Here is a 15,583-nt window from a genome sequence, read left to right on the forward strand (position 1 = left end):
CGATAGAGAAGGGGCGACTGTTGGCGGTCAATGTCGAAGAGCTGAGGGGGATCGCGGCCCAGCGCGAACGTTACCTGGGTCAACTCAATCGCCTAAAGAAACTCAACAAACAGACATCTTGCGTGGAGGCTGCGGTTTCCAGCGCTTGCGAGACTTTGCGTGCGGGCACGAGTTCGTTCGTGATCTACGGCGAGCCACAAAGCGGCAAGACGGAAATGATGATCTGCCTTACCGCAAAATTACTCGACGATGGAAACCGAGTTATCATTCACTTATTGAACGATAGCGTTCAGCTGCTCCAGCAGAATCTCGATAGGTTTCAGCGGTCAAATCTGTCACCAGCCGCTCGTAACTTCTCTGACGTCATTGATCCCGAGTACTCTTTCGCGACGGGTTTCCATGTCATCTTCTGCAAGAAGAATGCTAGCGATCTCGCAAAGCTGAATCAAAAACTAGAACGCGTGCGCGAGAAGGTCGTAATCGACGACGAAGCCGACTTCGCGACACCGAACGCGCTCATCAACAAGGGCGACGTAACGCGGATCAACGCGCTCATCAAGCAGCTGATCAGTCATGACGGAGTTTATATCGGCGTAACAGCCACACCCGCTAGACTTGACTTGAACAACACCTTCGACAACGACAACGAAAGGTGGGTCAACTTCCCCCCGCACGAAGCATACACTGGTCAAGACGTATTCTTCCCGTTGGACACTCCGGTTGGCTTCTCTCTGCAAACACTTCCGGACACCGACGACAGTCCGAAGTACCTTCGAGAAGCTATTTTTCGATTTCTCGTCCGCGTAGCAGCACTGAACTTGTCGACTGGCGTCGATGAGAATTTCTCGATGCTGATTCACACGAGCGGAAAGAAGCTCGATCACCGCTCTGATAAGAAGCCCATTGATGACGTCATGAACGCCTTATCTGACGTCCATTCAAAGAAATTCGAGTCTTACACACGCGAGCTAGACAAGATCGCAGCAAAGCTATACGGCGCCGAACAAGCGAGCAGAATACTCGGCTACATCGTCAAGAACTGCGACCAAACCACCACTATCATCATGAACAGCGAAAGGGACAAGAACGTCGACTTCAAGTCGGCAACTTCGCCGGCCGCCATGTTCACTTTTGTAATCGGCGGAAACATCGTTTCGCGCGGCGTGACTTTTGACAATCTTTTATCAATGTTTTTCACGCGTGATTCGAAGCACAAGATTCAGCAGGATACATACATCCAGCGCGCTCGAATGTTTGGCTCTCGCAAGAAGCATTTGCCGCACTTTGAATTGACCATTCCCGAGCAACTGTACCTCGACTGGCAACGTTGCTTTGTTTTCCACAAACTCGCACTAGAAGCCATTAAGACGAAGAAAGGGTCGCCCGTTTGGCTCGCGGATCAAAGGATCGCAGCCGTGGCGCCCAGCAGCATAGACAAGGCAAATGTCCTTCTCGATAAGGGCGAGATGTCGTTTCCGATCTTTGACTATTCGGCTGGGATAGAGCGAATCATTAAAGAAACAAATGATCCCCTTACTTGCCTAAGACGGCTGCAAGCTGAAATTGGAGACTCACTGCCAGATTATCTTGTTCAGTATGTCCAACGCATCCTTCCGAATGGACCGAGCTCGATAGCAATTCATCAATCGAGCACCATCGAGAATATGAAGGACGCTGACAAAGTAAAGATCGAGCGAACGAAAGGCCTATTCGGACAGGTGCGCCGCGAATTTCCCGATGCGGTACATCACTTCAAGATCTTTTTTAACGACAAGAAGAAGGCTCGAGTCATCTATAAATTCAACGGCAACATCAGCTTTTTGAAGAATGTGAAACATGCTTGACGATTATGAATTTTACCAGGGCGTAGTCCTGAGACAACTTGCGATCGAGAGTGACTATTCGATCTCCTTTCGTCCGTTTATCCGCGAGGGGCGCATCAATGCATTCGTCGTGAATGGAAGAGTTGGCGTCTATGTGAAACATTCGTCGAAGCGGATGTCACCGTGGCGCTTCACCTTTACGATCGATCAAGCGGCCGATCTTCTCGACCTTGAGCACAGGTTTCCCGACTCCTTTGTTGTCTTTGTTTGCGGAACCGATGGACTCGTGACGCTGACATTCGCTGATTTGCACACAATCGTCAGCTTTCAGGAGAGCGAAAATGCTTGGGTGAGCGTAACAAGGCCACCGCGAGCGCAGTACGATTTGGCGGGAAATCGGGGCGAATTGCAGTACAAGGTGTCGCGCGGGATAGGTTTGATTCCCGAGACACTCAAATCTCGTGTGCGCGAGCGCTACGCGGCGATCTAATCCAAACGTCGCGTCTTTCTCTCGTCACTTGGCAACGGCCGCAGGCTCATTTGTGGGGCAGAGGTGAGCAAGACTTTTAAGAAGACCATATACGAAACACTCGGGCGTGAACCTGTTCATCCCTTTCCAGCGAGGATGGCTCCTGGGATTGCTCTCGATATTATCGCAGCCGAGACGAAGCCCATCCGCATTCTTGACCCGATGATGGGCTCCGGTACGGTTCTAGCCGTTGCCCGCGCTAAGGGGCATACCGCAGTGGGTGTAGATATTGACCCCTTGGCCGTCTTGCTTACTCGCGTTTGGACTAGCGAGATCGACGTGGACAAAGTCGAGCGCAAGGCCTCTGAGGTTCTCGTGCGCGCTCGGAACGACTTCAGCAACCGACGTACAGCCGACGCGTATCCGCGTCACGCTGACGACGAGACGCGAAAGTTCATTCGATACTGGTTCGATCCGTATGCGCGTCGTCAGCTGGCGGCTCTAGCGGAAGCTATTCTTAGGGTCCAGGACGACCGTACGAGAGATGTACTTTGGTGCGCCTTCTCGCGTCTTATCATCACGAAACAAGCCGGCGCCTCTCTTGCGATGGATCTTTCGCACAGCCGCCCACACAAGGCTTTCGAAACCGCCCCGGTGAAGCCGTTTGGGAAGTTTCTTAAGGCAACAGTTCACGTCCTAAAGAATTGCATTCGACAAGATCAAGCTCACAACAGTCCCGCGACACAGGCTGCACTTGGCGATGCACGATCATTAGCGATCGCCAGCGGAGCTATCGATCTTGTTCTGACCTCCCCACCCTACCTGAACGCAATCGACTACATGCGCTGCAGCAAGTTTTCGCTAGTTTGGATGGGTTACAATATTGGGGAGCTCACGGACATCCGAGCAGAGAGTGTGGGGAATGAGACGAGCGACAAAGAGGCTCACGAGGATGACGTCATCAAAAATATTATGTCGGGTCTCAAATTGAGCCCCCGCCTATCCCCGAGACATGAGGCTGTACTTGCTCACTACATCGAGGACATGCGCCGAGCCGTTGCAGAGGCGGCCCGTGTTCTAAAGCCGGGTGGCAGAGCCATCTACGTAGTCGGAGAAAATACGGTTCGCGGGACGTTCATTCCAAACGCAAAGATCGTCTCTGCGGTGGCAGAAAGAGCGGGCCTAAAGAATGAAACAAGACGCGTTAGGCTCCTGCCAGCCAACCGTCGCTACCTCCCCCCTCCATCCGTTAGGAAGGGGCAGGAGTCGCTCGATGGGCGCATGCGGCGAGAGGTGATCTTGTCATTTTCTAAACCTGGCTAGGAAAAATTTGCGCTGGTGTAGCCCAAGCGCCTACCCCGACGCGTGCGCCAAAGCTCGAAACTCCCTAACATTTTCAAAGCGACACACCCTATCCAGCCTCCGCAAAGAAAGCATTGCAAGCAGCGCGTCCCGCCTCCTCGGAGAGGGGCGTATCGCCATCGTCACGGACGTTGGGTGCGGGATGCGGTGGACGCGAGAAGCGCGCGACACGAGCGCCCTCATCGCGGACGGTGAGAGCGTGTGGTCCTGACGCCCCAGTGGCTGGTATCCTCTCGCAAGGCGCGAAAGCGCTTTTGCGGAAGCGATGGCAAACAAGCCCGGTCTCGCCGGAGAGAGCACGTATAAACCGTAACCCGACAATGCGCCTCCTCACCCTCTCCTGCTGTCTACCAGGTGGACCGATCCGACCGACGCGCGCGGCGCGATGCCGAGGTGGATTCTTCTTTGCGCCATTGCGCGTGAAGTAAAATCGTCCATCCTGCCGCATGAGTAGAGATGATTTTACGCCCTCGCTAAAGCTTCTGCCTTCGCCATGGCTTCCGCCTTCGCCGAGAGGCTTCGGCGGACAAGTCGGCGCGACGAGCCCTCGCAATGACGGCGCCCACGAACGCTAGCAGCGAGTCCGCTGACAACTGCTGCCAATGATAGCGGTGTCATCGCTCGCCACGGCGCGAATCCGTTGCTGATGCGCTGTTCGTGCGTGAAGAAACGCTTAACGCCCGCGCCTTAACCAACCAAGAAAGCCTATAAATAAAGGCAAAAGTGGCTTGTCGCCTGCCCGTTAATCACAACATCACTGCGCATCATCACGAGCGCATGAGGCGCATGCAAAACGCCACGATCTCTTCCAGATATTAGTGTGCAAACAAGCCGTCCGACACGATTGCGATTCGATGTGGCCAAGCCTGCATCGTCTCGAACACCGTGAGGGACATCACGGCCGGTACAACTGATTGTGAGGCATGTGCGCCGCACTCTTGGGAAGAAGCCCGGCCGTTCTTATGTCACGTCCAAAGAGCGACCCCGATAAAGGAATTGATCAATGCAAGTTCGCGCACTCGATACGCGCGGAAGACTGGTGCCTGCGATTGCAACCGCCGCCGTGGCAGTGCTCGCGACAGCCGCCCTCGTCGTCCTCGAATTCAACCCGCCCCGCAATGTGCAGGCCGCGGCCGAGCCCGGCATGATCACCTCCGCCGCCGCCAACCGCGCCGGCGCCACGGTGCTGCCGACCGATCCGGTCACCACCGGCAGCGTGCGCTACCGTTGAGATCAAGAGTTCTCCCTCGCCCCGCTCTCTTGTCCGCCGAAGCCCGCCTTCGGGCGAAGGCGGATGCGGGGCCGAGACGAGCGAAGCTCGCTCTTAGAGGGTGGGGGTGAGGGGCTGCTTCCACGAGCAGTGAATGGGGTGAGACCTGTACCCCCTCACCCGGATCGCATCTCGCGATGCGATCCGACCTCTCCCCGCAAGCGGGGCGAGGTAAGAAGCGCCCCGCACGCGGGGAGAGATTTTGATAATCATTCCACATCGCGGCAGACCGCCGCACACTCGCTGATTTTGCCAATCTGATATTACCCCCGCCATCGGCCCCGCCGCATTTTCGCATCCCTGCCCCGGCGTCTCGCCACAAGCCTGCCTCCGCCGACCTCACGTAAGCTCGCCCCCGCGAACAACAAAAAACGCACAGGGAGGCTCACGATGATCTGGAAGGCCATTGCGGCAACAGTCGCGCTTGCGCTCGCGACACAGGCGCACGCCGCCGAGAAGAAATATGGCGCGGGTGCCAGCGACACCGAGATCAAGCTCGGACAGACCTCGCCATTCTCCGGCGCGGCGTCGGCCTACAGCGTGATCGCGAAGACGCAGGCTGCCTACTTCCGGATGATCAACGACCAGGGCGGCGTGAACGGGCGCAAGATCAACCTGATCACGCTCGACGACGGCTACTCGCCGCCGAAGACGGTGGAGCAGACCCGCAAGCTGGTCGAGCAGGAGGAGGTTGCCGCGATCCTCAATCCGCTGGGCACGCCGACCGGCCTTGCCGTGCGTAAATATCTCAACGACAAGAAAGTGCCGCAGCTGTTCGTCGGCGCCGGCGCCACGCTATGGGGCGACTATCAGCATTATCCGTGGTCGATCGGCTTCCAGCCGTCGTACCAGGCCGAGACCGCGGTCTACGCGAAATATGTGCTGACCCAGAAGCCGGATGCGAAGATCGCGCTGTTCTACCAGAACGACGACGCCGGCAAGGATTACGGCAACGGCTTCAAGAAGGGCCTGGGGCCGGAGAACACCGCCAAAATGGTGGTGGCGGAGACGACCTATGAATCGACCGATCCGACGGTCGACAGCCAGATCGTGAAGCTGAAGGCCTCCGGCGCCAACGTGCTGTTCATGCACGCGATCCCCAAGCAGGCGGCGCAGGCAATCAAGAAGATCGGCGAGATCGGCTGGAAGCCCGACCTGTTCTTCCTCGCGGCGACTTCGACATCGGTGTCCTCGGTGCTGAAGCCGGCCGGCTTCGAATATTCCAGGGACATCATCTCGTCCTACTCGCTGAAGGATCCGAACGATCCGCAGTGGAAGGCGGACCCGGACGTGATCGCCTGGCAGGACTTCATGAAGAAGTATTTTCCTGACGGCAATCTGCAGGACCAACTGATCGTCTACGGCTATGTGGTGGCGGAGGCGACGGTGCAGGTGCTGAAGCAATGCGGCGACGACCTCACCCACGAGAACATCATGAAGCAGGCCGCCAATCTCGACATCGCGCTGCCGATGTTCCTGCCCGGCATCAAGGTGAAGACCTCGCCGACCGACTACTTCCCGGTGGAGGCGATGCGGCTGCAGAAGTTCAACGGCGAAACCTGGCAGCTGTTCGGCGACACGATCGGGAATGATTGAGGGGCTTCCACCCTCCCCTGGAGGGGGAGGGTCGTTGCGCATGCAGCGAAGCGAAATGCGCAGCGGGGTGGGGTGACGGTATCTCCGCGTCCAACAGTGCTCGAGTGGAGAGATCACCCCACCCCGTCTCACATTCCGCTGCGCTTCATGTGAGCCGACCCTCCCCCTCCAGGGGAGGGTAGGGCAGCAGTTCGTAGGGTGGGCAAGCGCAAGCGTGCCCACCATCGGGGCGATGCGCGTACCCGATTTCGGAATATCGGAAATCTAACCCTGAGTTGCCCGACGCGTCAAGCCGCCTGGTCGAGCGCCGGCCACCACCGCCGGCTACTGTGCATGGGGTTGTTTTCGATATTTTGGCAACGCACCTCCCCCGCAGGGACCCTCCACGGGAGGACAAGGGAGGAGTTACACCCCTTTGTCCAACAACACCTTGAAATCCGCCCGTGCGCGCTGCGCCTCGGCGCGAGCGGCGTCCGAGGCATCGCCGAGGCCGAAGTAGCCGTGAATGAGGCCCTCGCCGGAATGATACGCGACCGGCACGCCGGAGGCCTGCAACGCCCTGGCATAGGCATGGCCCTCGTCGCGCAGCGGGTCGAACCAGGCGGTCGTGACCACCGCCGGCGCGACACCGGCTAGGATCTTCGCGCGCAGCGGCGAGACGCGCCAGTCGGCACCCTCGGCCTTGTCCGCGAGATAATGCCCCGCGAACCACTGCATCGTCGCGCGCGTCAGGAAGTAGCCCTCGGCATTCTCATCGCGCGATGGGAATTTGGCGTTCTCGCCTGTATCGGCATAATTGCCGACCACGTCGGTGACGGGATAGACCAAGAGCTGCCCGGCGAGCTTGATTCCGGCGTCGCGGCAGGCCAGCGCCGTGGTGGCGGCGAGATTGCCGCCGGCGGAATCGCCGGCGACGCCGACGCGGGAGAGGTCGCCGCCGAACTCACTGAGCCGCGCGATCACGTCGCGGATCGCGGCGAACGCATCCTCGAAGGCGCCGGGAAAGCGCGTCTCCGGCGGACGGCGGTAATCGACCGAAATCACCACCGCGCCGGTCTCGATCACGAGGTTGCGGGCCTGGCGGTCATGGGTCTCGAGATCACCGGCGACCCAGCCGCCGCCATGGAAGAAGATCACCGTCGGCGCGCTGCCGCTGCCGCTCCGATAGAGCCGCGCGCCGATCTTGCCCGCCGCGCCCTGCACTTCGATATCGCTGACAACATCGACCGGCGGCGGCGGCACCGCCTTGCGCGCCTCGGCCAGCGCGCGCAGCGAATCGCGGCAGCTCTGCGGCGTCATGGTCGAAGGATCGCGCAGCGGCAGCAGCGGGATGATTTTTTCGATGACGGGGTCGAGGGGAAGAACCATGGCTGTGCTTTCTCGGGAGCAGTTGCCGTCTATCTGACAACATGCTCCCGAAAAGCACAACCATCATGCCGAGACTCATGCAACGTGTTGCTGACGCGTCTCCGGCTCGGCCTCGGTCGCGTCGGTATTCTCATCCGTCTGCGGCGCAGGGGCCGGCGCCGCGGCGGCGAGTTCCTTGGCCAAGGCGGTAGCGCCGACATAGTCGGTCTTGCCGGTGCCGAGCAGCGGCACCTTGTCGACGATTCGGATGTCGGCAGGCACCGCGAGTTCGGAAGCGCCGATGCTCTTGGCCTGGCGCTGCATCGCGGCGCGGTCGGCGTCCTTCTGCGTGGTCAGCAGCACGATGCGTTCGCCCTTGCGCTGATCGGGCAGCGTGACCGCAACCGACGTCGCCTGCGGCCAGATCGCGGCCGCGATCGCCTCCACCGCCGACAACGAGACCATCTCGCCGGCGATCTTGGCGAAGCGCTTGGCGCGGCCCTTGATCGCGATGAAACCCTGCGCGTCGATCGAGACGATGTCGCCGGTGTCGTGCCAGCCCTCGGGCAGCGGCTCCAGCACGCCAGGATTCTCGGCGCGGAGGTAGCCGATCATCACGTTCGGACCCTTCACCGACAGCCGGCCGCCCTCCTCGATGCCGGGGACCGGATCGAGGCGATACTGCATCAGCGGCGAGATGCGGCCGACGGTGCCCTGGCGGTTCGCCATCGGCGTGTTCATCGCCAGCACCGGCGCGGTCTCGGTGACGCCGTAGCCCTCGAGGATGCGGATGCCGTAGCGCTCCATGTAGATCTGACGGGTGCGCTCCTTCACCGCTTCCGCGCCGGCAATCACCAGCCGCAGCGTGCGGAAGTCATAGGCGTGCGCCGAGCGGGCGTAGCCGGTGAGGAAGGTGTCGGTGCCGAACAGGATGGTGGCGCCGGTCTGGTAGATCAGCTCGGGCACGATCCGGTAGTGCAGCGGCGACGGATACATGAAGATCGGGATGCCGCCGAGGAGCGGCATCATCATGCCGCCGGTCAGACCGAACGAGTGGAACACCGGCAGGACGTTGAACACCTTGTCGTTGGCATTGGCATCGACCCGCGCCAGCGCCTGCGCCGCGTTGGCGAGGATGTTGCGATGGGACAGCACGACACCCTTCGGTGTGCCTTCCGAGCCCGAGGTGAACAGCACGACCGCGGGATCGTTGGCCTGGCGCACGACGCGCGGCGCAATGCCGGCGCGGAAGCCCGCGATCTTGTCGGCGAGGCTGATGCCGGCCCTGATATCCTCGAGATAGACGACGCGCGCCTGGCCCGCCATCGCCGCGATCAGCTTGTCGAGCTTGCCCTTCTCGATGAAGGCCTGCGAGGTCAGCACAGTCTTGACCTGCGCTGCCTTCATCGCGGCCAGCACGTTGACTGGACCTGCCGAGAAGTTGAGCATCGCCGGCACGCGGCCGATGGTCTGCAGCGCCATGAACACGACGGCGACGCCGGCCGAGTTCGGCAGCAGCACGCCGACATTCTCGCCCACCGAAGTCCCCTGCTCGAGCTTGTGGCTCAACACCTGCGCGCCGAGGATCAGCTTGCGATAGGTCAGCTTGGTGCCGAGCGCGTCCTCGATGATCGGCTTGCCGGTGTCGCGGTCGCGATAGGCGTGGCCGAGGCCCTCGAACAGCGTCTGGTCGAGCATCGCGTTCTGCACCATGGCGTCGATCATGACGTCCTGCAGCGCGGCGCCGGCGGCGTTGCGGCGCGCCTTGCCCCGCAACGACTGGTCGACCGGCAGCTTCACCGGCGGCAGGATCGAGATCGTCACCTTGGGGAACCAGGAGCGCTTGATCTCGCCGTTCTTGAGATAGCTGAGATGCGAGCGCTGCGCGCCCTCGATGCGGACCGGCACGACGACCGCGTCGGCCTTGTCGGCGATCATCGCGGTACCGTCATAGACCTTCATCAGCGAACCGGAGACCGTGATGCGGCCTTCCGGGAAGATCACGACCGGCTCGCCGGCGGCAACCAGCTTGATCAGGTCGCGCGCGGCCAGCGGCTTGGACGGATCCATCGTGTAGTGCTTGATCATCTTCAGGAACGGCTTGGCCCACCACGCCTTGGCGATGCCGGTATCCACCGCGAAGCTCGCGTCGATCGGCAGCATGGCGTGCAGCAGCGGGCCGTCGACCAGGCTGACATGGTTGGGCGCGATCAGCATCCGGGTGCCTTCAGGCGGCAGGTTCTCCATGCCGCGCACCTCGAGCCGGAACAGCGCGCGGAACAGCAGCGCGCCGAAATCGCGCACGCCCTCCTTGCCCCATTTGGTCAGCACGAACCAGACGGTGCCGAAGCTCGCGATCGCGAGACCGAAGAAGATCCAGGCGATCGGCAGGCCGGCAGCCTGCAGCGCGCCGACGAACACCGCGCCGGCCACCATGAAGCCGGCCTGCAGGATGTTGCCGGCGGCGATGATGCGGGCGCGCTCGGACGGCGCGGTCCAGGCCTGCACGGCGGCAAACGACGGCACCACGAACAGGCCGCCGCCGAACGCGAACAGGAAGAAATCGGCCAGCATGCGGAAGCCGCCGAACGAGGTCGCGAACGCGGCCGCGGTGACGTCCTTGCCGAGCGAGGTGGTGGCGATCGCAAGTGCGAGGTCGAGGCCGATCACGCCCATCACGATGGCGCCGATCGGCACCAGTGCGAGATTCGGGCGGACGTGGCTGAGCTGCGCGGCGAACAGCGAGCCGGCGGCGATGCCGATCGCGAACACGGCGAGGCACAGCGTGACCACGCCCTCGGTGCCGCCGACGCCTTCCTTGATCAGCGCGGGCAGCAGCGACAGCACGATCGCGCCGACCATCCAGAACCAGGACACGATCACCATGCCGTCCCACAGCCTCGGCTCGGCATAGAGCGACTTCAACAGGCGTACCGTCGAGGTCCAGGGATTCCTGGTGATCGGCAGATCTGGCGCGGAGGGCTGCGTCACCGGAATCCGCGACGCAAATCCCCAGGACAGCACCGACAGGCCGACCACGGCCGCACAGATCCAGCCCATGTGGCTGGCGCCCGCAACGAACATGCCACCCGCGATGGTGCCGATCAGGATCGCCATGAAGGTCGCGCCCTCGACCAGCGCGTTGCCGGTCGCGAGCTCGGAGACCGACAGCTGGTCCGGCAGCACGGCATATTTCACCGGACCGAACAGCGCGGCGACGATGCCGAACAGCGCCAGCGCGATGAACAGCAGCGGGATCGAATGGGTGAAGAAGCCGGCTGCGGCAAAGGCTGCGGCGAAGATCTCGAAGAACTTCAGCCGGCGCGCCACGACGGATTTGACATAGCGGTCGGCGAGCTCGCCGCCGAGCGCCGACAGCACGAAGAACGGGAAGATGAACACCGCACCCGCGAGCTGGACCAGCGCCGGCCCCTGCTCGTTGGCGACGCCATACAGCAGCATGATGACCAGCGCGTTCTTCAAGACGTTGTCGTTCAGCGCCGAGCAGAACTGCGACCAGAACAGCGGCGCGAAGCGGCGGGACGTCATCAATTCCTTGATCATGACCGGTTCCTTGGGTTAGCGCGCACGGCGCTGGCAGGTCTGCGAGTGCGAGAGAATGGGGGCGTGGTGAAAATGACGGGTATGCCGCAGCCTTTAGTCTTTTCCGCAACGTATCGGTTCGAACCGGCGTGGATCGGCCGCACCGGAAGGCCGCGACAATGCCCGGCAGAGATGTACGAGACCTTATCCAGGGTTGTGGTCGATCGACATCGAAACGGGCTCGCGAGGGACATGGTGAGTGCTTCGTTGAGGTTTCGGTGACAATTGCGGCCTGGCCGCTTCAGGTCAGTTCACTCAAGCCGCCGAACGGCGACCATCGGCAGTTGCGCGACTTGCACTGGCCGCCGCCGCTTGCAGCCGCCGGGCGCGGCGCGCGCCGGTCGGCGCGCCGCTGCTCCAGGACGCCCGCGACGTCGCAGGCACGAGCGATCCGCTCGATCGGCGCCATCGCCGGTGAGAGAATGGCGCGGCCAAAGCCCTTCACGAGCTCGATCGCGTCATCGACAAAGGTGGTGGTCAATTGAAGTGCTAGGGTCTGCATCTGAGTGGCCTCCTATGCCAACTTGAGCAACGCTCAAATTAGTAGCTCGAAAATGAACATTGTTCAAGAAGAATCGCGACGGGATCGAAAAAAGCTTCAGCGGCGCGTGCTGCTGATCGAGATCGCGCGCCGGTACATTGCAACTAAAGGATTGAGATCATTGAAGGTTCGTGATGTCGCCGAGGCCGCCGGCTGCTCCATCGGCAGCGTCTATAATGAGTTCGGCGACTTCGACGGCCTGATCCTGACCGTGAACCGGGAGACCGTTCAGGCCCTGAGCGTACGGCTCAAGGCGGTTCCGGCCGACGATCCCCTGCGCCAGCTGCACGGGCTTGCGGACGCCTATCTCGGCTTCGCCACCGAGCACGCCAACCTGCTGCGCTCGCTGTTCGAGCACCGGATGGAGGACGACCGGCCGTTTCCGGAAGATATCCTGGTGATGGTGATGGATGCCTTCGCGCTGATGCATGCGCCGCTGGTGCGGTTGTTGCCGGGTCGCGATCGCGACGACGTCGCGCTGCTGTCGCGGATGATGTTCTCTGCGGTTCACGGCATCATCTCGCTCGGCCTCGAGGAGCGCATGGTCGCGGTGCCGCCGGAGAGGCTGCGCGAACGCCTCGCGCAGTTCGTCGACACGCATCTTGCCGGGCTCGGCGTATCGCGTGGCGATCAGGTTTGATTGTGCGCGACGCGTCCGGGATGGGCGAGTGTCCAGAGCGGTTCAAGGAACACCACCCCGGTGCCGCCTTCGCGGAAGATCAGCTTGAACTCGATCCGTCCGTCCGCGGTGATGGAAGCGGAATGCAGTCCCGCATTGCCGTCATATCGCAGGATGCCGTCCAGAACGTACCCGGTGAAACCGCCGGAGAAGCCAGGGCCAGGCGTGCGGCTGTGCGGCATGGCCGGTCCGTTCACGAGATAGCCGGTAACGACGCCGTCCCGGTCGACACCTGTGACGATCATCATGAATTGGCGATGCGAATTGATCCATCCCTCGTGGCTCACCCACACGCCGAGAAAGCGGCGGACATCGTCCGGCACGTCGCTTGCCGGCGCGCGAACACGAAAGGCAGGAAGCGGCAACTGCTTCTCCGCAGCCAGCGCGGCGATCCGTTCGACATCCCGATCCGGCACGATGCCGCGATCCTGCGGCGCAAGCCAGTTCACCAACTCCGCCAGAGGATGCCGCATCCCATCGGCAATTGGTAATGCGACGAGAGCCGCCAAGGCGATCATCGACAGGCTCGAAACAAGCAGCCATCGGGGAAGCGCGGCCAGACGTACCGCCACGCCGCGGGAAGTTGACGTCGCGCGCGGGACGTTGCTCTGTTCATGGTGGTACGACGGCAGAACAGGCTCGGCATCGAGCCGGTAACCCCGGCGAGATACCGTCTTAATGATGCGGTGGTCGTCATCCCGCAATTTCAGCCGCAGCTCGCGGACACATTGGACGAGCGAGTCGTCTGAAACGGCGACGTCGCCCCAGACTGCCGCGTGCAGATCCTGCTTGGAGATGAGCCGCCCGGCGTTGCTGGCGAGATGGCGGAGCACCGCGAAGGACTTCGGCCTGAGATCAAGGTCGACGCCATTCACGCGCACAACGCCGCGGGCAAGGTCCAATACAAATGAATCAAATACCAAAACGGAATCAGTCGCCGGGTCCATAGAGGTCACTCCATGCCCACAGACGGCACCAATCCGGGAAATTTAGCAGGAAATTCGTCGTTCTGTCACTTCTTGATCAGGACTTCCCTGCGGCGAAGCCGATAGTCGAGAGCCGGCCCGGCGTCATTTCCGGGCCCGCAGGAGGTTGGCCATGTCGAGGACGCGGTTTGCGGTGTTGACCGGGGTTGTTCTGACGCTCGCGGCGGTGCAATCGGGACATGTCCGGGCGCAGGACACCGTGAAGGTCGGGCTGGTGATGCCGCTGACCGGCGTTCTGGGGCCGGTCGGCAAGCAGGCTGTGGCGGGGGCGCGGCTCTACATGGCGCAGCACGGCGACATGGTCGCCGGTCGCAAGATCGAATTGATCGTCCGGGATGACGCCAGCGTCCCCGACAATGCCAAGCGCATCGCGCAGGAGCTGATCGTCAACGACAAGGCCGCGATCCTCGGCGGCGGGCTGACGCCGAGCGTGCTCGCGCTCGCACCACTGGTCACCGAGAGCAAGACGGCAACCGTCGTCATGGTATCGGGCACATCGATCGTGACCGAGCGGTCGCCCTACTTCGTGCGCACCAGCTGGACGCACGCCCAGCAGGCCAGCGTGCTGGCGGATTGGGCGGCCAGGAACGGATCGAAGCGGGCTACCATCATTGCGTCCGACTGGGCACCCGGGCGTGAAGCCGCCGGCGTATTTTCGGAGAGCTTCACCGCGGCAGGCGGAGCGATCGTCGAAGCGCTGAAAGTGCCGCTGGCCAATCCCGACTTCGCGCCGTTCCTGCAGCGTGCACGGGACGGCAATCCCGATACCCTGTTCATTTTCGTTCCGACAAGCCAGGCCGGCATCCTGGCCAAGCAATTTGTCGAGCGTGGTCTGGACAAGAGCGGGATCAAGCTGATCGGCCCCGGCGACATCGCCGATGATGAGGACCTGCCTGGGATGAGCGATGCCATGATCGGCACGATCACGGCGGGGTTCTACTCCGCCGCCCATCCATCCGACCTGAACCGCGACTATGTCGCAGCGTTCCGCAAGGCCAATGCCAACGTCCGACCGAACTTCATCAGCGTCAGCGCCTATGACGGCATGCATCTGATCTACGAGGCGCTGAAGGCGACCGGTGGCAAGACCAGCGGCGACGCGTTGATCGAAGCCATGAAGGGCACGGCCTGGGAAAGCCCGCGCGGCCCGATGTCGATCGACCCGAAGACGCGCGACGTCGTCCACGACATCTACATTCGCAGGGTCGAGAGGGTCGGCGGCGAGCTCTACAGCGTCGAGCACGAGACCTTCAAGGCCGTCAAGGACCCCGCCAAGATCGCGAACAAGTAAGCCGGGCGTCGCGCAGCGGGCCGTGCCTGGCGTCGTGCCGACGCTTCAGACGCGGGTGCGGGCGATGGTGCCGGCGACGATCTGCATGGCGACGCCGAGCACCCAGCCCGCCATGATCGCCGCGGTCCAGGCGACGTCCGGCTCGGTCCGCAACACGATCACGCCGACCGAGAAGAACGCAACCATGGTCGCGAGGAAGGTGCCGATCGCGCTCAGCAGCTCCGCCGCGTCGATCTTGCGCGTCGAGGCGGCCTCCTTCGGATGGAAGAGCTTTGGCGGCGTATCGATGCCGAGATAGAAGCCGATCGCGCCGCCCAGCATCATGATCAGCAGGAATGCCTGCGAGGTCAGCGCCGAGACGCTCGAGCCGACATGGATGGCGACGAACAGGCCGCTTGCAGCACCCGCCAAGGCAAGACCGAAGCGCTCCAGGACATGGGCAAATTTTCTGACGCGGCTACGCATTGCTGTGCCTCATCAATGAACTGCGCCGCTATCAGGCTAGGCCTTTTCGCAGCAACGCGAAAGCCGTCACCTCTCAAATGGCCGCGACCTCGTGACGCTTTTGTGCGCCAGTTCACACCGGCCGTGGCACAGAATGACTAAATACCGATCC

The 15,583-nt window shown here is 61.8% G+C and carries 12 protein-coding genes; 7 read left to right on the plus strand and 5 right to left on the minus strand.

Translation table 11 applies throughout. The annotated features are described in order from the left end of the window. Positions 1 to 20 precede the first annotated feature (20 nt). The 5 genes from XH92_RS41660 to XH92_RS41680 all read left to right on the plus strand — a co-directional run bounded on the left by XH92_RS41660 (position 21) and on the right by XH92_RS41680 (position 6,520). Positions 21 to 1,844 carry a Z1 domain-containing protein gene (locus tag XH92_RS41660; protein ID WP_194457205.1) on the plus strand — a complete coding sequence of 608 codons (1,824 nt, stop codon included), beginning with the start codon at positions 21 to 23 and terminating at the stop codon, positions 1,842 to 1,844. Then, the gene (locus XH92_RS41665; protein WP_194457206.1) at positions 1,837 to 2,313 is read left to right on the plus strand and encodes a hypothetical protein; all 477 of its coding nucleotides are present in this window, start codon (positions 1,837 to 1,839) and stop codon (positions 2,311 to 2,313) included. Before XH92_RS41660 ends, XH92_RS41665 begins: the two co-directional genes overlap by 8 nt. 63 nt (positions 2,314 to 2,376) lie before the next feature. Continuing rightward, complete coding sequence (locus tag XH92_RS41670) at positions 2,377 to 3,615, plus strand: hypothetical protein (RefSeq protein ID WP_194457207.1); 1,239 nt, start codon at positions 2,377 to 2,379, stop codon at positions 3,613 to 3,615. A gap of 1,042 nt (positions 3,616 to 4,657) precedes the next feature. After that, positions 4,658 to 4,885, plus strand: a complete 228-nt coding sequence (locus tag XH92_RS41675) for a hypothetical protein (RefSeq protein WP_194457208.1) — start codon at positions 4,658 to 4,660, stop codon at positions 4,883 to 4,885. A gap of 429 nt (positions 4,886 to 5,314) precedes the next feature. Beyond that, positions 5,315 to 6,520, plus strand: coding sequence for an ABC transporter substrate-binding protein (locus XH92_RS41680; protein WP_194457209.1), 1,206 nt, complete (start codon positions 5,315 to 5,317; stop codon positions 6,518 to 6,520). A 405-nt stretch (positions 6,521 to 6,925) separates the two neighbouring features. Here XH92_RS41680 and XH92_RS41685 read toward each other — a convergent pair whose 3' ends face one another. The 3 genes from XH92_RS41685 to XH92_RS41695 all read right to left on the minus strand — a co-directional run bounded on the left by XH92_RS41685 (position 6,926) and on the right by XH92_RS41695 (position 11,972). After that, positions 6,926 to 7,888 carry an alpha/beta hydrolase gene (locus tag XH92_RS41685; RefSeq protein WP_194457210.1) on the minus strand — a complete coding sequence of 321 codons (963 nt, stop codon included), beginning with the start codon at positions 7,886 to 7,888 and terminating at the stop codon, positions 6,926 to 6,928. 75 nt (positions 7,889 to 7,963) lie between these two features. After that, positions 7,964 to 11,431 carry an acyl-[ACP]--phospholipid O-acyltransferase gene (locus XH92_RS41690; protein WP_194457211.1) on the minus strand — a complete coding sequence of 1,156 codons (3,468 nt, stop codon included), beginning with the start codon at positions 11,429 to 11,431 and terminating at the stop codon, positions 7,964 to 7,966. Positions 11,432 to 11,711: 280 nt separating this feature from the next. Continuing rightward, a complete protein-coding gene (locus XH92_RS41695) occupies positions 11,712 to 11,972 on the minus strand; it encodes a hypothetical protein (RefSeq protein WP_194457212.1) in 261 nt (86 codons plus the stop codon). Positions 11,973 to 12,024: 52 nt separating this feature from the next. Between XH92_RS41695 and XH92_RS41700 the strand changes: the two genes are divergently transcribed. Continuing rightward, positions 12,025 to 12,651: a TetR/AcrR family transcriptional regulator gene (locus XH92_RS41700; protein WP_194461686.1), complete on the plus strand. Its 627-nt coding sequence runs from the start codon at positions 12,025 to 12,027 to the stop codon at positions 12,649 to 12,651. On the opposite strand, the gene XH92_RS41705 is transcribed toward XH92_RS41700, so the two are convergent. Next, positions 12,642 to 13,637, minus strand: coding sequence for a winged helix-turn-helix domain-containing protein (locus tag XH92_RS41705; protein WP_194457213.1), 996 nt, complete (start codon positions 13,635 to 13,637; stop codon positions 12,642 to 12,644). The genes XH92_RS41700 and XH92_RS41705 overlap by 10 nt on opposite strands. Before the next feature lie 151 nt (positions 13,638 to 13,788). Between XH92_RS41705 and XH92_RS41710 the strand changes: the two genes are divergently transcribed. Then, positions 13,789 to 14,967 carry an ABC transporter substrate-binding protein gene (locus tag XH92_RS41710; protein WP_194457214.1) on the plus strand — a complete coding sequence of 393 codons (1,179 nt, stop codon included), beginning with the start codon at positions 13,789 to 13,791 and terminating at the stop codon, positions 14,965 to 14,967. Positions 14,968 to 15,012: 45 nt separating this feature from the next. Here the strand turns inward: XH92_RS41710 and XH92_RS41715 are convergent, their stop codons facing one another. Next, positions 15,013 to 15,432 (minus strand): hypothetical protein, encoded by a 420-nt coding sequence (locus tag XH92_RS41715; RefSeq protein WP_194457215.1) that lies wholly within the window; start codon positions 15,430 to 15,432, stop codon positions 15,013 to 15,015. Positions 15,433 to 15,583 lie beyond the last annotated feature (151 nt).

Source organism: Bradyrhizobium sp. CCBAU 53421 (assembly GCF_015291625.1).
Classification (GTDB): domain Bacteria; phylum Pseudomonadota; class Alphaproteobacteria; order Rhizobiales; family Xanthobacteraceae; genus Bradyrhizobium.